Source organism: Xenorhabdus aichiensis (assembly GCF_028598775.1).
In the GTDB taxonomy this organism is placed as follows: Bacteria; Pseudomonadota; Gammaproteobacteria; order Enterobacterales; family Enterobacteriaceae; genus Xenorhabdus; species Xenorhabdus bovienii.
On record NZ_JAQRFO010000008.1, the window covers coordinates 56381 to 73086 of the forward strand.

Below are 16706 nucleotides of genomic sequence, written 5' to 3' on the forward strand. Positions count from 1 at the left end.
TAAAAATTTATTTAACAGTTGAAGATGATAAAGTTATAAAACATGGAGTTAAAAATGTATCTTACGATATTCAAGTGCCAGGTCATAATTTAAAGACTATTAGTTATAATGCTAAAACTATAGAGCCATATACAATACAATTGGAGCCAAATAAACAAGTATGTGTTGCGCCGAAAGTGAGTAAACAACCGGACAATAATAGTAATAATTATGTTCGTTATAATGCTAAATTATTTGACCATTATGGTCAAGTGATGAAAAATACGCCTATTCAAGTTTATTCTATGGTACAGAATGACCTGGTTAAGAGAGTCATGGTGACTACAGATCCTCAGAATGGTAATGATTCTCCAGAAGTAATTAAACCGACTATAGACTCTCAGGCATTTTTTACTGTTTATTCTGATAAAAAAGGAAAGGTAAGTTTCCGTGTTTATCCTATGGCTAATAATTATGTAACGCTTCGATTGTTAAGTAATATTTTTGGTGTAAAAGGTTACTATGAAGCAGATAATGTATATATTCTTACTCCACCACCCGATGAGGATGCATTATTTTTGGAACCACCAAATATAATCCAAGCTAATGGTGGGATTTTACGAGGGGGGAAGGGTAAACATCTTATTGATGTGCAAATAGATACTAATATTGAATTATCAAGTACGGATAGTATTCTATTTTTTACCAAAGATAACAATGGGCTTCCTGAGCCTGAAGGATTAGTTTTACCTGTTAAATCAATTAGTAGTGAAGATGCCAATAATAATATATTTAATTTTCCATATGATATTTTTTCTGAAAATGAGAGATCAGAGCTTTATTATATAATAGCTTCAGATTTTGGCGTTAGTAAATATTCTGGCACGATGATGATTGAGTATATCGGTGGTTCATCTAATACTCCATCGGATAATGTTACACGGACTTATAATAAAATAATAGCTTATTCTAGCTTCGCTGATTATGAACATGATCCTTTACTAAAAAATTCTGAAAAGAATTTACTCTGGGAAAATGTTTATATTAATTTAGGGACTATTGCTAATTATGCGCATAATAATAAAGTCGATCTATATTTAAAGGTGATTGGAACAAATGATCCAAATGATGAAACTAAAAAATATCCTTATGTGGGTAACGATATTTATCTAAATATTTATGTTAATTCAAAAAGTAAAAATTTCATGCACTCGTATCGGCATAAATTATCAGATACTCCTGATGAACAAGGGACTGCTTTATGTACCACAGTGATAAAAATATGTCACCCCGAACTGCCCTTACACAGATGGAAAGCGGCCATGGATCTATTTTGAGTATTACACGATTGATAAAGGGACGAATGAGAAAACCTATAATCATTACTGGAAGAGTATGATTGATACAACCCTTCCAGGTGATAAGGATGATGAATAATTAATTGTTATCAATATCTTTTATATTTCATTAAGAAATTATCAGTGTGTGATAACTATTTTTATAGTTAAAATAATTAAGTACTCTATTAAATATATCTGTGTGGTTACAATTCTTTAGAATTTAATATTAGATATGAAATTAATTACATAATAGAATATAAATATATTTAATTATATATTGGAGGGTTATATGCATAAAGAAAATTTATTTGATGATAATTTGATTGAATCAAAATCAATTATATTAAAAACGGACAAATGGGTCTGTGAAACTCCAGAGGGTGATAATAATCCTGAAACGGGTGGGAATTATTTTATACGTTATTTCACAGTGTTGACTAATAATGGCCAGCTAATGAGAAATACACCTGTGCAGATTTACTCATCTATTAGAAATGATATAGAGGAAAAAATAGTAATAACTACCGATCCTGATAATGAAGCACAGAATCCTGAAATTATAAAGCCAGTTGATAAATTTGTTAATGTTACAAGTGATCCTAATGGTAGGTTAAGTTTTCGTGTTTATCCTATAAAAGGTATTACTGTTGTTTTTCAATTAGGCAGTAAATTACCAGATTCGGAGAGGTATTACCCAGCTCCTACTGTATATATTATTAATCCAAAATATGAAGCAACGGATGACTCTCTTAGTCCTCCAGTAATCTCTGGGCTTAATGGAGATGAATTAAGAGCGCATGGTTCTTCTAAAATGTTTTATGTGAATATCCCTCCTTACGATACTATCTCCAATACAAATACGGTTATCTTTTTTACTCATAAAAATGATCTTATTTCGCCTGCTATCAAAATAAGTAATGCAGCAGAACCTGATTATACTTTTAAGCTCTATTTTGATAGTTTCCCATTAAATGAGGCATCAGAGCTATATTATACAATAATACCAGAATCTGGGAATAATAAGTATTCTCCTATATTAGGTTTAACATACACTGGAGGTGGAGATAATCAACCATCAGATGAATTTTCTCGTCCACTCGACCCACCGGTAATATATTCTAGTCTTGCGAGGCCACCATTGGATGCTTCTGACGATGAATATATAATTCAAGAATATGATATAGTTAATTTAGACACTATTGATGATTATAGAAATAATGGCGGAATCGATCTATTTATAAAAATAGTAGGTACTAGTGATTTGAATAGCGAGACTAAACCTAAATTTGGAGATAAGGTTTTTCTTGTTATGTATGTAAATTCAAGTAGTAAAATAATAAATAAATCTATGCCTGTAACGATTAAAACTGTTGTCGGAGAAAATACATCTACAAATATTATTCCAATACCCCATGAGATGCTTGTTGATATCGCATCTTATTCTGACACTGGGTATCCGGGAGTGATCTATTTTGAATACTATATAGATTCTGAAGGAATAAGAACATATAGTAAAGATTGGCAATCCCAAATCAGCACTGTTAGTCCGGGTGGTGGTGATAATTGATTATTATTCTTAAACCACCTCCTTAGGAGGTGGTTATTGTTTGGTATTTTTCTACAACTATTAGCTAAAATAAAAGCGATAAGGAAATAATATGTCTAACGATATCATAGTGTCTACGCGGAGTGGTTCTGATGTTATTATTGGTCAAGAGTTGCATTTAACAATTACACTGCATGCAGATTATGAGATAAATCCTAATGCCAGTATTTCATTAGTAAAACTAAATAATGTTTCTAAGTCTGGTGATATTTCTAAACCAAATGGGCAGCCCGGCACATTCAAGGTCGTATTACAAGTTGATAGTTTTATACAAGATGGTGATCTGGTTACTTTTGATATTTTACCTGATTCCAATGCAGTTGGTTTTAATAAATCATCTATTCAATATAAAGCCAGAATTTTGAATGATAAGACATTGCCTATTTATTTTAAAAATGATTTTTTGAATTTTTCTCATAGAAATGATGATTCTCCAACAAGTACATATTCTAAAGCAATTACAGTTTTAAAAGATAATAATGGTAATGTATTATCTGGTGTTCCTGTGGCCATTTTAGAGGAAGATCATCTCAGTTTTGATAAAGTTGATATTTATGCTGCGGATAATCAAACAAAAATAAATGTTGAGAATATTTCTTCTACCCATAGAGGGTTTTATGTAAATACAAATGACAAGGGGTGGTTGGAGTTTTATATTTACCCAAAACAAAACTATTCACTACTGTTTAAAGTGAATTCTAGAATATTTGGGGTGACTCATTCTATTCCGTCGAAGAATGTAATTTATATTATTCATATGCATAATCAAGGGCTGGATGATAGATTAGGGCAACCCATGATTAAGGATTATGAATATGGTAATCCTTTAGTCTCGACTACCCCTAAATTTTCAGTGAAGGTGCCTTTTTATAATGATTCAGCAAAGGGTGATATTATTTTATTCTTTGTTAATAACAAGTATATAAATCAAAATTTTATACTTGAAAGTACTTATGATTTGGATAAATATTCTATAGAGATTCCTTATGATATATTTCCAATACAAGAGAGAGTGACATTTTCTTATTGGGTTATTAATGCAGCTTATAATAAATCATATATGTCAGATGTATTGGATGTATATTATCAAGGAGGGGCAAACAATCAACCACCGCCAGTGACTGAGAGGAAGTATGATTTATGTACAGTATATAATAGTGAGGGAACTGATGATCCCCAAAATATTATAGAGGATGGCGGGCTTGTTAACTGTGTGTCTATACATCACTATAAGCATAATGAAAATAATGCTGGGTTGTTTGTTGAGATCAAAGGAACCAGTGATCCTTATGATGTTCAAACAATGACTCCATTTGGCAGTACAGTGAATTTGAATTTACATGTCAATGCAGATTGTAAAAGCGTATTTCATACTTTTACACAAGTCATGCCTTCAGAGCCAGACCAACCTGGTGGTAATACTGCAACATTAACATTTGGTATTCTTTTCCATTATCTTGCGCACTGCCCTCAATTTACTGATGGGGTTCTAGGAAATATTGAATTTGATTACGAAGTTGATAATGAAGATGTGAAAACATACGGAAAGATTTGGAGAGGAGGAATCAGCACGCAGCCTTCAGGTGCTACTGATTGTGGTGATTATGATTAAATATTAATGATATTATAACGTAATAACTTTTGTTAAACAGATGATGGTGAGATAGTGCCCTTTGACACTTCTATAAAGAGGTGTCAACTTCTCCTGTTGATATAACATCTTAGCCATTAAAAAATACAAAACTTATGTTTCCCTCCATAAAATAACTTACTAATACAGAATGTTCTGATATCAAAAATCCTCAAAACTTGAAATAAAAATAGATACTATTTACCAAGAGCAATATGCAATAAAAACATCATTACGCATACTGACTGTCACTGGTACTGTATTTTTTGAAATTATTTTGACTCGTTTTATGATGGTATTTACCATTTATAGATGCATTTAATATGATACTTTTAATTAAAGTTGGGGTTTATTAACACGTCACAAGAGTAAATATAAAAACAGTCATGGAATTAAAGATCTAAAATAGAGAATGTAATAAATTTAATGTGAATTATCTATGGTTTGTTCTAATATACGAGTAAGCTAGGTATATATGCTTTTCTTTATATCTTTTAATTAAATTACTCACACAATAGTTTAGTAGTATGATATTTTACTTTTCATGGGCTTGGTATTCCCTAATGTGGGTTACCAATAGATAAAAGTTATCAATTGATAACTTTCAGTTCATTATTTTTCCCTGGTGATAGTCCAAATTGTACGACATATAAAATAACCAGTAATGTGATTATGTGTATGGTGTATTGACAGGTATAGATTGAAGTTTTCCTCGTGTTGTACCGTCAGTTGTGTATTTTGGTTTTTAGTTTCTGCTGTAATTATTTGTGAAGTAAATTAAAACGCTGCATTAATAAATATTTTGCTAATTGTACCCTTGTTAACTAACATTTTATTAGTTAACATTTTGACCAGTTGTCCTAATAAAACCTTTAGCAAAACGCTAAGTTAAAATGCTATCACCATGAATCTGTAATGTTTTGTAGTTATTAAACAATCATTGAGCGAGAGAACATGGATATACGCAATCTTGAGGCTTTTATCGTTTTGGCTGAGACTCTTAATTATCATAAAGCTTCAGAGAGGCTTTATCTTTCTCAGCCTGCCTTGACGAAGAAAATACACGGGTTGGAAGGTATTCTTGGTGCTTCATTATTCCTAAGGGGGCCAAATGGAACGAGATTGACAGACTTCGGGCATAAGACGCTGGAAAATGCCCGAAAATTTTTATCTCACTATGAGCAGTTTAAAAGTCGGGTTCATTTTGATTCAAAGGAAGACATTATCAGGCATTTATATGTTGGATCTTGTTTTCCTATCCATAACTATTCTCAGATAGAAAAGCAGATCGCGGATAAGAAAGGAAATGTCGTATTGGCGCTGATGACTGGGCTGTCGGTTGAGCAGCAGATCAGTTTGTTGAATGCGGGAATGCTACATGTCGCGGTGATGCCTCTGGCTGCGATAACTCAGTTGGAGCCGAAAAAGATTTTTACTGAAAAACTGGTCTATCTTTTTAAAAGAAGGAGCCACCTGATACCTAAATTTAGGGCGGAGAAAAGTCGATTTGGAAATGGGAATGTTCCGGTTCATTCATCAGAAAACAAAGATATTGTTGAGTTAACCGATTGCCTTAACGTATTCCCTATTTATACGGGTGACAGTAAGCATTTGTTATTAAAGACTAATGACATTATGCTCATCATGGAGATGATTACAAAAAATAGTGCGTATACGTGTGTTCCTCAACGTATTATCAGCTCGATCCCTGAGTATTATATGAATTTGCTGGAAATTGTTGAAACGGATAAAAAAATAGAACTCGGCGTAATATGGGGTAAATCAATAGATGATCATCTGATTGATGATGTTGAAAATTTTTCTGCATTGGTTGCTAATTTGTAAGTCAGTTAGCAAGGCATCATTTTACTATTGATTGTTTTACTCTCAATTGTTGTTATGAAATTTTTACGGAAATGATATTTGGGAGTTGAGTGGTAAGATTATTCTCAATAAGGAGTCTGAAATGCTAATTAGACGCTCAGGTGTTTTTCAAATGTAAATAACCTTTCTAGATAAATGAGTTATCATTTTTTACCGTCAATAAAATAGCTGTTCGTTTGAATGTGTTTACTTTTTTATTTTGTAAACAAGGGACGGTTTTTTTCAAGATTTGGGCATTGAATATCAATGCCCAATAATTTCGAAAAGTTAAAGAAAATAAATTAATTTACTGATCCGCGTTAAATGCTTCGCTCATCTGTTCAAGTTGTTCCTGAATATCCAGCCACTCCATTTCCGCATCTTCTAACTTGGATTTGGTTTGAGTCTGTTGTTGCAGGCATTCGGTCAATTCAGTTTTGCGATCATTTTCGTAGATTGTGTTATCTGACAGCTTTTCTTCCCATCCGGCCAATGCTGTGCCCAGTTTTTCCATCTGTTTTTCAAGGGCAGTCAGTTGCTTGCGTAATGGCTGCGTCTGGTTGCGAAATTCGGCCTCACGTCGCTTTTGATCTTTGCGCTCCTGGGCACTGTAATTTTGAGTGCCATTCATTGAAGCATCGGGACTTGAGGCCGCTTTTTCCTTTTCCTGATTTTCACGCGTTTGTTGGCGTTGCTGTTCAGTCAGCCATTGCTGATAGTCTTCCAAATCGCCGGTGAACGGTTCTACTTCGCCATCATGTACCAGATAAAGTTCATCGGTTGTGGAGCGTAATAAATGTCTGTCGTGCGATACCACAACCAGTGCACCGTCGAAATCAATTAACGCTTCAGTCAGCGCCTGCCTCATATCCAGATCAAGGTGGTTGGTTGGTTCATCAAGCAGCAGAAGGTTCGGTCGTTGCCAGACAATCAGCGCTAATACCAGTCTGGCTTTTTCTCCACCGGAAAAACGCCCACTCGGATCGGTTACTTGATCACCTTTGAAACCAAAGCCACCCAGATAGTCACGGAGTTGCTGTTCCGTTTCCTGTGGTGCGATTCTGACTAAATGTTGCAGCGGGGATTCATCTGCTCGCAGGTATTCCAGCTGATGCTGGGCAAAATACCCCAGTTTGATGCCTTTGGCTAAGGCGATCTCGCCCCGCTGTGGTGCAAGTCCACCCGCCAGAAGTTTGATCAATGTAGATTTACCCGCCCCGTTGCGCCCCAACAGGCCGATACGTGATCCCGGTACGAGATTTAATTTGATCGAATCCAGCACGGTTTTTTCACCATACCCGGCACTGACTTTTTCCATCACTAAAAGCGGGCTTGGCAGGCTGTCCGGCTGGCGGAAGCTGAAACGAAATGGGTTATCAACATGAGCAGGGGCGATGAGTTCCATGCGCTCCAGCATCTTAATGCGGCTTTGTGCCTGCTTCGCTTTGGAGGCTTTGGCACGAAAACGGTCAATATAGCTTTGCAGGTGAGTCACTTTTTCCTGCTGGCTTTGATACAGAGCCTGTTGCTGGGCAAGTTTAGCCGCGCGTTGCCGCTCAAAGGAGGAGTAGTTGCCGGTGTATTCAGCCAAAATCAGCTGTTCAATGTGCAGGACTTTATCAATGATCGGATCAAGAAAGTCCCTATCGTGAGATATCAGGATCAAGGTGCCGGTATAGTTTTTCAGCCACTTTTCGAGCCAGATGACCGCGTCTAAATCTAGGTGGTTGGTCGGTTCATCGAGCAGCAGCAGGTCGGAACGACAAATCAGCGCTTGAGCCAGATTGAGCCGCATACGCCAGCCACCGGAAAATGAACTGACTGACTGTTCCAACTGGGGTTGGGAAAACCCCAGGCCGTGCAGCAGGCTGGATGCTCGTGCACGGATTGTCCATGCCTGAATGGTATCAAGCTGGCCGTGAAGATGGGCAATGGCGTGACCGTCATTCTGTTCATTGGCGATTTTCAGCTTCTGTTCCAGTTGCCGGAATTCACGGTCACCGTCTATCACATATTCCAGTGCTGAAATTTCCAAAGCCGGCGTTTCTTGATTCACCCACGCCAGCGCCCAGTTGTTGGGAAATGTTACGGAGCCATTTTCAGCCTGGAGTTCACCTTTCAGTAATGAAAGCAGGGTAGATTTACCACAGCCATTTTTACCCACCAATCCCACTTTTTGGCCGGGATTGATGGTTGCGCTGGCATTGTCCAGTAGGACGCGAATGCCGCGACGGATTTGCAGAGATGAGAAAACAATCATAGAGGTTGTCTGTTATAGAATATGTTAAGTTAATAATTACACGTTGTATGTATTCGATTTGAGCGCTTGACGTGCATGGTAGCGGAAAATAGGTGTCCTGACACGTCCTGGGGGGAATGATGCTATTGCCGCCTAAAATATTGCTGTTATATATCCATCCAGAACCACAGATCTCTGTGGCTAATAATGTTTTGCTACAGCCCGTGCAGGCGTTGGAGCATGTCACTCTTCACGATCTATACGGCTGCTATCCCGATTTTTTTATTGATGTGCCTTTAGAGCAGAAATTGCTGCGTGAGCATCAAATCATTGTTTTTCAGCATCCATTGTATACTTATAGTTGCCCTGCTTTACTGAAAGAGTGGATGGATCGCGTGTTGAGCCGTGACTTTGTCGGCGGGTCAGAACTGGCGCTGAGAGGAAAGTATTGGCGCTCCGTCATCACCACAGGAGAACCCGAAGGTGCTTACCGGAGAGGTGGATATAACCTCTATCCGATGGAAGAAATTCTCCGTCCTTTCGAATTAACGGCATCGATGTGTCATATGCATTGGTTATCACCCATGATCATTTATTGGGCCAGGCGCCAACGACCTGAAGTGCTCGTCAGCCACGCGAATGCTTATCGGGAATGGCTGAAATCGCCTTTGTCTTTGGGAGGGATGTAATTATGGAGAATTCAGCGCTGTTAAGCGCCGGAACACTGTTTTTGTTTGCTGCTGTTGTGGCTGTTCCCCTTGCCCAGAAATTCAAGATTGGGGCGGTATTAGGTTATCTGATTGCCGGGATTGTACTTGGCCCGTGGGGGCTGGGGTTTATCAAGGATGTCGAGGAAATTCTGCATTTCTCTGAACTGGGTGTTGTTTTCCTGATGTTCATCATTGGCCTTGAGCTGAATCCGGCAAAACTCTGGCAGCTCAGGCGATCTATCTTTGGTGCGGGTACTGCTCAGGTTGTATTGACTGCGCTGGTGCTGATTTTATTCCTGTGTCTGACGAATTTTTCATGGCAGGCTGCTGTTATCGGCGGAATTGGCCTTGCTATGTCATCGACGGCCATGGCGCTACAGTTGATGAAAGAGAAAGGAATGACCGGCAGTGAAGGCGGGCAACTCGGTTTTTCTATCCTGCTGTTTCAGGATATGGCTTTGATCCCCGCTCTGGCTCTGATTCCTCTGTTGGCGGGCAGTACGGCATCCAGTGACTGGTATCGGGTCGGGCTGAAATTTGTGGCTTTTGCGGGCATGTTGCTGGGAGGGCGTTATCTGCTGCGCCCACTGTTCCGGTTGGTGGTGAAATCCGGTGTCAGGGAGGTGTTCACGGCGGCGGCGCTGTTGGTGGTGCTGGGAGCGGCGATTTTCATGGAGGAACTGGGTTTTTCAATGGCGCTCGGGACTTTTATTGCCGGGGTTTTGCTGGCTGACAGTGAATATCGCCATGAACTGGAAATTTCCATTGAGCCATTTAAAGGGCTGCTGTTGGGGCTATTTTTTATTTCCGTCGGCATGTCCTTGAACATGGGCGTACTGTTGACTCATTTGTCAGGGGTATTGTTCAGTGTTTTGGGGCTGGTTCTGATAAAAATTTTCATACTGTATGTGATCGGCAGGTTTGCTGGCCTGAAAAAATCATCGTGTTTGCAGTTTTCCGGCGTGCTGAGTCAGGGCGGGGAATTTGCATTTGTTTTATTCTCAACGGCGCTGGGGCAGAGAGTGCTGGATCAGAATCAAATGTCACTGTTGTTGGTTGTCGTCACATTGTCGATGATGACGACGCCTCTGGTGATGCCGTTGATCCAAAGTATTCTGGCTGGGCATTATAATGCCCAGGAAGAAAAAAACAGTGAACAGCCATTTGTGGAGGATAATGAGCCGCAAGTGATTCTGGTGGGATTCGGCCGTTTTGGGCAAGTGGTGGGGCGCCTTCTGATGGCGAATAAAATCCGTATCACGGTATTGGAACGTGATGCCAGCGCCATCAGCACGCTGCGTCGTTATGGCTATAAGGTGTATTATGGCGATGCGAGAGAGCGGGAACTGTTGCGTTCTGCCGGGGCGGCAAAAGCCAAGGCTATTGTGGTTGCCAGTGATGAGCCGGAAGAGACCATGGCGATAGTGCATCTGTGCCAGAAGCATTTTCCTCACCTGCATATTATTGCGCGGGCGAGAGGGCGTCTGGAAGCGCATGAGCTGTTGCAGAACGATGTCAAAGATTTCAGCCGTGAAACGTTTTCCAGTGCTCTGGAACTGGGTCGTAAAGCATTGATTAAGACTGGAATGCATCCACATCAGGCTTATCGCGCCCAGCAGCATTTCCGGCGTCTGGATATGCGTATGTTACGTGAGCTGATGCCTCAGTTACATGGTGACGTGGCGCAAATATCCCGTGTGAAAGAGGCTCGCAGGGAATTGGAAGAACTGTTTGAACGGGAAATGCTTAATGAGCGTCGCCAGCCGGAAGGCTGGGACGAATATAAATAGCAATGGGGTGAATCATGTCAGTCAGTCGTAAACGTTTTATTGCAGGAGCGGTTTGTCCCAAGTGTCAGTCGCAGGATACGCTGGCGATGTGGCAGGAAAATAAAGTCGATATCGTGGAGTGTGTCCATTGTGGGCATGTGCAGCGGCAAACCGATGAAACCGTGGCGCTTCATGTTAGAGAGCAGGAACAGGTTATCGGTATCTTTAAACCACAATAATTCAATGTATGAACAACAAATAATGGATAAATTTTGCTGTCGCTAGGTACAGAGAAGTAGAATTCCGTTACAATCAGCAGCATTTTTTTAGCCGTAAAAATTTTCCCTCACGGGGTTTTTTCCCCTCGGGTATGTAGGAGATGTCATGAAAGTAGCACAAGACTTGGTGGTCAGCCTGGCTTATCAAGTAAGAACAGAAGAAGGTGTTTTGGTTGATGAGTCTCCGGTGAGCGCACCGTTAGACTATCTGCATGGCCGTGGTTCTCTGATCAGCGGTTTAGAGAAAGCGGTGGAAGGGCGTGAGGCGGGTGAACGTTTTGATGTTAGCGTCGAAGCTAATGATGCATACGGTCAGTATGATGAAAATTTAGTTCAGCGCGTACCAAAAGATGTTTTTGTTGGCGTTGATGAATTGCAGGTGGGTATGCGTTTCCTGGCTGATACAGACATGGGGCCTGTGCCAGTTGAAATTACCGCTCTGGAAGGTGATGAAGTTGTCGTTGACGGCAACCACATGCTGGCTGGCCAGAATCTGAAATTCAACGTTGAAATCGTTGCTATCCGTGAAGCGACCGAAGAAGAATTGGCTCACGGCCATGTGCATGGTCAGGGTGGTTGTGGCGATCACGACCACGATCATGAAGAGCATGCATGCTGTGGCGGCGGCTGCCATTAATTGTTAAGCAGAAAAAAGGGAAGCGCAGATGAGCTTCTCTTTTTTTGTGTTCCCGCCTTCCTTGGCAAGTATTTTTCTGCCTGAAAAGGCGGGAATGGTATCAGTAATGAGGGGGCGGTGTTTCTTCTGAGAGCGGTGCGATGATCGACGACTGGTGGGTTTTCAGGCGTTCGGACATTAACTGTAGTTGCTCTTTGAGCTTTTCAGTTTCTATCTGTTGTTTTCTCACTTCTTTATTCAGTTCTTCAATAGTGATTTCCTGGTAGGCCAGTTTGGTTTCTAGCTGTTCAAATCTTTGTTCAAATTCGGATAATTCCACTATCTTCCCTCTTACTTTGGTTAGTTAATTTCGTGTCGGAATGATTATTTTAATCAAGTTGGCACTATAATACTCAAAACATTCTATAAAAGAGGGTTACCATGAAACCTCTTTGTTTTAATGGTTCTGAAGCCAATGTATGACGAGTATTGTGTTCGGTTTCCGCAGACAGTTATAGTGAGTTCGTTCACGTAGCTTTTGCGGACGGTGAATCCCAAAAAAACTGATTGGAGAATAGGATGAAATCATTGTTAAAAACGACTTTATTGGCAGCGTCACTGGCAATGGCATTTAGTGTACCGCAGGCATTGTCTGCTAATACAGAAAACGAAGTAAAACTGAATAGTGCGTTTAAAACAGAAAATCAGCAAAACGCTTATGCATTGGGTTCTTCTCTGGGTCGCTACATGGGCGCTTCATTAAAAGAGCAGGAATCGCTCGGTATCAAGTTAGACCAATCTCAGTTATTGGCTGGTGTTGAAGATGCATTAAAGGATAAAAGCAAACTGAATGATCAAGAAATTCAGCAGATCCTTGGCGCTTTTGAAGTTAAAGTGAAAAATGCAGCACAAGCTAAGGCAGAGAAAGAAGCTGATGAAAATGCTGAAAAAGGGGCTAAATACAGTGAGCAGTTTGCCAAGGAATCGGGTGTTGTAAAAACTAAAACCGGGCTTCTCTACAAAATAGAGAAGGAAGGGAGTGGTAAAACACCAACAGAAAAAGATACGGTGGTTGTAAACTACAAAGGAAGTTTGATCGATGGCAAGGTGTTCGACAGCTCCTATGAGCGCAAAGAACCCCTGACAATTGGTTTGGATCGTATTATTCCCGGCTGGAAAGAAGGTTTACAGCATGTGAAAAAAGGCGGGAAAATCACTCTGGTCATTCCACCGGATTTGGCTTATGGTAAGGCAAGTCTTCCTAGTATTCCTGCTAATTCTACTTTAGTCTTTGATATTGAATTGCTGGATATCAAGCCAGCTGCTAAGGCAAAATAATTTCCACAATAATTAGACGTAATGTGATAGCAGGGGCTGATCAGATAGCCCCTGTTTTGTTATCTCGGTATTTACCTCGACTTGGTAAGTAATAAACCATGACGACAGAAAAATAATTTTTGCTATTTATTATTTTTTAACGGTATTAAATGAAATAACTTTTTCATATTTCAGGTATATTGAGTATAAAAGCTGTGATAAAACCCTGCGGTCTGTGTAGCAAGGGCTTGACGGCAATTCAATGTGGTTTTAACGTCATTATTCTGAATAGAACACAGAACATTTGAAATGTTTTCTGTTAAGTTGCATTAATGTGATTTTATAATAAATCTCGCCCTGATATTTTCGGTGAGGCAAAGTCTGAGCTTGAAGGATGGTGTATTGCATGTCTACCCCACTATTATCCGGTGATAACAGTGATATTGATTTACTGGAAAACCAACCGTTCAGTGAAACGGATCATGAAATTTTAAAATCTTACGAAGCTGCTGTTGATGGCTTGGCTATGCTGATTGGTGGGCATTGTGAAATTGTTCTTCATTCACTGGAGGACCTTAAATGTTCAGCTGTCAGAATAGCTAATGGTGAGCATACCGGCCGTAAAATTGGTTCTCCCATTACGGATTTGGCATTACGGATGCTGCACGACATTACAGATGAAGACTGTAGTGTTTCCAGAGCGTATTTCACGCGGGCAAAAAGCGGTGCATTGATGAAATCCGTCACGATTGCCATTCGTAATCGCTCTCGTCGGGTCATTGGGCTTTTGTGTATTAATATGAACCTGGATGTGCCTTTCTCTGAGATTATTCAAACCTTTATTCCTGAAAAAACGCATGAGGTGTCTTCAAACGTTAATTTTGCCTCTTCAGTAGATGATCTTGTGGCACAGACACTGGAATTTACTATCGAAGAAGTGAATGCTGATCGCAATGTTTCCAATAATGCGAAAAACAGACAGGTTGTCCTGAATCTCTATGAGAAAGGGATTTTTGATATTAAAGATGCGATTAATCAGGTTGCTGATCGTCTGAATATCTCCAAACATACCGTATATCTTTATATTCGCCAGTTTAAAAATGGTGAATACGCGAGTTCGGAGAAATAATGTCATCGCTGTCTTATTGCCTGCTGGTGACTGGGCCAGCTTATGGCACTCAGCAAGCCAGCAGTGCCTATCAATTTGCTCAGGCGCTGGTTGCTTCAGGCCATAAACTGCACAGCGTGTTTTTTTATCGCGAAGGTGTCCAAAATGGCAATAGGCTGGTGGCTCCCGCCAGTGATGAGTTCGATCTGGTCAGGGCGTGGCAGGCAATGGCCGCCCAGCACCAATTCAACTTGTTTATTTGTGTTGCAGCGGCACTGCGTCGCGGTGTCACAGATGAACAGCAGGCCAACGAACTCAATCTGTCCGCCGTGAATCTGGCGGATGGGTTTGAGCTCAGTGGGTTGGGCTCGTTGGCTGAAGCCATGATGCTGTGTGATCGCGTGGTACAATTCTAGGAGCATACCCGGTATTGAGGGTTCTGATGAAAAAAATCGCCTTCGTTTTTACTGAAGCTCCCCACGGATCTTCTGCTGGCAGGGAAGGTCTGGATGCGCTGCTTGCAACATCGGCATTGACTGAGCAAATCGGTGTATTCTTTATTTCTGATGGCGTATTCCAATTGTTGGCCAATCAGCAGCCAGAGACAATTCTGGCGCGTGATTACATCTCAACATTTAAGATACTGCCCCTGTATGACATTGATAAATGCTACATTTGCCTCGATGATTTGAACGCTCGGGGAGGCAGCCCAGCAAGCGACCTTGTGCTGGAGGCGGAATTTCTCCCGGCGGCGGCAATACGTGAAGTACTATCAGAATATGATGTTGTGTTGAAATTTTAATCTATTGCGGAGGGGTAACATGTTATATACTGTGAGTCGCTCACCTTACCATGATGACTTCAATGCAATGCTGGGCCTTGTCTCTGATGCAGATGATGTTCTGTTAATACAAAATGGCGTGCTGCTGGGGATCAATGACAATCGCTATTTGGCTGAATTGATCCGTACGGGAGCCCGTGTTTATGCCTTGCAGGAAGATCTGGCCGCACGGGGGTTGGTTGAGCAGATTTCAGACCGTGTACAGGTGATAGATTACAAAGGCTTTGTTAGCTTAACAGCGAAACATCCGCAAAATTTTGGCTGGTAGACATTATCTGAACTTTGTCAGTAAATACCTTGTCATTACAGGTATTTTACCAGCATAGAAAAGCTGTATATTTCTTGACACCTCGTCAAGTCAGCAATAAAATTCCGCGTCCTCATGTTTTGTCATTATGGCTGACAGAGGATAAAATCCGTGTTTACGAAGCAAAAAAACCAGGAGTTTTTTTAATAATGGCAACTATTAACCAGCTGGTTCGCAAATCTCGTAGCTCGAAAGTTGTGAAAAGCAACGTTCCTGCTCTGGAAGCTTGCCCGCAGAAACGTGGCGTATGTACTCGTGTATATACTACCACCCCTAAAAAACCAAACTCAGCATTGCGTAAAGTATGCCGTGTTCGTTTGACTAACGGTTTCGAAGTTTCTTCCTACATCGGTGGTGAAGGCCACAACTTGCAGGAACACTCCGTTATCCTGATCCGTGGCGGTCGTGTAAAAGACTTGCCAGGTGTGCGTTACCACACTGTTCGCGGTGCACTGGACTGTTCTGGTGTTAAAGACCGTAAACAAGGTCGTTCTAAGTACGGTGTGAAGAAGCCAAAGGCTTAATGGTTCTCCGTTAAGTAAGGCCAAACATTTTTCACTTTAATGTCAAAATAAACTCGTAGAGTTTTGGACAACCCTGAAATTCGAAACGGAGTATTTCCATGCCACGTCGTCGTGTAATTGGTCAACGTAAAATTCTGCCAGATCCAAAGTTCGGATCTGAATTGCTGGCCAAATTCGTGAATATCCTGATGGTAGACGGTAAAAAATCTACCGCAGAAGCAATTGTATACAGTGCGCTCGAGACCCTGGCTCAGCGTTCTAGTAAAGGTCATCTGGAAGCATTCGAGCTGGCGCTGGATAACGTGCGCCCGACTGTCGAAGTTAAGTCCCGCCGTGTTGGTGGTTCTACCTATCAGGTTCCAGTTGAAGTTCGTCCGGTTCGTCGTAATGCTCTGGCAATGCGTTGGATCGTTGATGCTGCTCGTAAACGCGGTGATAAGTCGATGGCTCTGCGCCTGGCGAATGAATTATCTGATGCGGCTGAAAACAAAGGCACTGCTGTTAAGAAACGTGAAGACGTTCACCGTATGGCAGAAGCTAACAAGGCGTTCGCACACTACCGTTGGTAATTCCTTCGTA

The 16706-nt window shown here is 40.8% G+C and carries 17 protein-coding genes; 15 read left to right on the plus strand and 2 right to left on the minus strand.

Going from position 1 to position 16706, the window contains the following annotated elements:
- Window positions 1-74: 74 nt before the first annotated feature.
- The 4 genes from PSI22_RS05700 to PSI22_RS05715 all read left to right on the plus strand — a co-directional run bounded on the left by PSI22_RS05700 (window position 75) and on the right by PSI22_RS05715 (window position 6400).
- Window positions 75-1316, plus strand: a complete 1242-nt coding sequence (locus PSI22_RS05700) for a hypothetical protein (protein WP_273578929.1) — start codon at window positions 75-77, stop codon at window positions 1314-1316.
- Window positions 1317-1608: 292 nt separating this feature from the next.
- Window positions 1609-2886 carry a hypothetical protein gene (locus PSI22_RS05705; protein WP_273578930.1) on the plus strand — a complete coding sequence of 426 codons (1278 nt, stop codon included), beginning with the start codon at window positions 1609-1611 and terminating at the stop codon, window positions 2884-2886.
- A gap of 91 nt (window positions 2887-2977) precedes the next feature.
- The gene (locus tag PSI22_RS05710) at window positions 2978-4537 is read left to right on the plus strand and encodes a hypothetical protein (RefSeq protein ID WP_273578931.1); all 1560 of its coding nucleotides are present in this window, start codon (window positions 2978-2980) and stop codon (window positions 4535-4537) included.
- 972 nt (window positions 4538-5509) lie between these two features.
- The gene (locus tag PSI22_RS05715; protein ID WP_273578932.1) at window positions 5510-6400 is read left to right on the plus strand and encodes a LysR family transcriptional regulator; all 891 of its coding nucleotides are present in this window, start codon (window positions 5510-5512) and stop codon (window positions 6398-6400) included.
- 325 nt (window positions 6401-6725) lie between these two features.
- Here the strand turns inward: PSI22_RS05715 and PSI22_RS05720 are convergent, their stop codons facing one another.
- Window positions 6726-8678, minus strand: a complete 1953-nt coding sequence (locus PSI22_RS05720) for an ABC transporter ATP-binding protein (RefSeq protein ID WP_273578933.1) — start codon at window positions 8676-8678, stop codon at window positions 6726-6728.
- A gap of 119 nt (window positions 8679-8797) precedes the next feature.
- Between PSI22_RS05720 and kefG the strand changes: the two genes are divergently transcribed.
- The 4 genes from kefG (at window position 8798) to slyD (ending at window position 12051) form a co-directional block, all read left to right on the plus strand.
- Entirely contained in the window at window positions 8798-9346 is a 549-nt protein-coding gene (gene kefG, locus PSI22_RS05725) for a glutathione-regulated potassium-efflux system ancillary protein KefG (RefSeq protein ID WP_273578934.1), read from the plus strand.
- A 2-nt stretch (window positions 9347-9348) separates the two neighbouring features.
- Complete coding sequence (gene kefB, locus PSI22_RS05730) at window positions 9349-11157, plus strand: glutathione-regulated potassium-efflux system protein KefB (protein WP_273578935.1); 1809 nt, start codon at window positions 9349-9351, stop codon at window positions 11155-11157.
- 14 nt (window positions 11158-11171) lie between these two features.
- Window positions 11172-11375, plus strand: a complete 204-nt coding sequence (locus tag PSI22_RS05735) for a YheV family putative zinc ribbon protein (RefSeq protein WP_273578936.1) — start codon at window positions 11172-11174, stop codon at window positions 11373-11375.
- 145 nt (window positions 11376-11520) lie between these two features.
- Window positions 11521-12051, plus strand: coding sequence for a peptidylprolyl isomerase (slyD, locus tag PSI22_RS05740; protein ID WP_038223929.1), 531 nt, complete (start codon window positions 11521-11523; stop codon window positions 12049-12051).
- A 100-nt stretch (window positions 12052-12151) separates the two neighbouring features.
- Here slyD and PSI22_RS05745 read toward each other — a convergent pair whose 3' ends face one another.
- Window positions 12152-12370 carry a SlyX family protein gene (locus tag PSI22_RS05745; protein ID WP_273578937.1) on the minus strand — a complete coding sequence of 73 codons (219 nt, stop codon included), beginning with the start codon at window positions 12368-12370 and terminating at the stop codon, window positions 12152-12154.
- A 239-nt stretch (window positions 12371-12609) separates the two neighbouring features.
- Here PSI22_RS05745 and fkpA point away from each other — a divergent pair, with 239 nt between their 5' ends.
- From fkpA to rpsG, 7 genes are all read left to right on the plus strand, one after another.
- Complete coding sequence (gene fkpA / locus PSI22_RS05750) at window positions 12610-13368, plus strand: FKBP-type peptidyl-prolyl cis-trans isomerase (RefSeq protein ID WP_051863057.1); 759 nt, start codon at window positions 12610-12612, stop codon at window positions 13366-13368.
- A gap of 385 nt (window positions 13369-13753) precedes the next feature.
- A complete protein-coding gene (locus tag PSI22_RS05755; RefSeq protein ID WP_038189403.1) occupies window positions 13754-14476 on the plus strand; it encodes a helix-turn-helix transcriptional regulator in 723 nt (240 codons plus the stop codon).
- Entirely contained in the window at window positions 14476-14871 is a 396-nt protein-coding gene (gene tusD / locus PSI22_RS05760; RefSeq protein WP_273578938.1) for a sulfurtransferase complex subunit TusD, read from the plus strand. The genes PSI22_RS05755 and tusD overlap by 1 nt, the downstream gene beginning before the upstream one ends.
- A gap of 26 nt (window positions 14872-14897) precedes the next feature.
- A complete protein-coding gene (gene tusC, locus PSI22_RS05765) occupies window positions 14898-15257 on the plus strand; it encodes a sulfurtransferase complex subunit TusC (RefSeq protein ID WP_038204473.1) in 360 nt (119 codons plus the stop codon).
- A 19-nt stretch (window positions 15258-15276) separates the two neighbouring features.
- Window positions 15277-15564 (plus strand): sulfurtransferase complex subunit TusB, encoded by a 288-nt coding sequence (tusB, locus tag PSI22_RS05770; protein ID WP_273578939.1) that lies wholly within the window; start codon window positions 15277-15279, stop codon window positions 15562-15564.
- A gap of 188 nt (window positions 15565-15752) precedes the next feature.
- On the plus strand, window positions 15753-16127 hold the full coding sequence (gene rpsL / locus PSI22_RS05775) for a 30S ribosomal protein S12 (RefSeq protein WP_004246896.1): 375 nt from the start codon (window positions 15753-15755) through the stop codon (window positions 16125-16127).
- A gap of 98 nt (window positions 16128-16225) precedes the next feature.
- Entirely contained in the window at window positions 16226-16696 is a 471-nt protein-coding gene (gene rpsG, locus PSI22_RS05780; protein ID WP_012990344.1) for a 30S ribosomal protein S7, read from the plus strand.
- Window positions 16697-16706: the final 10 nt, after the last annotated feature.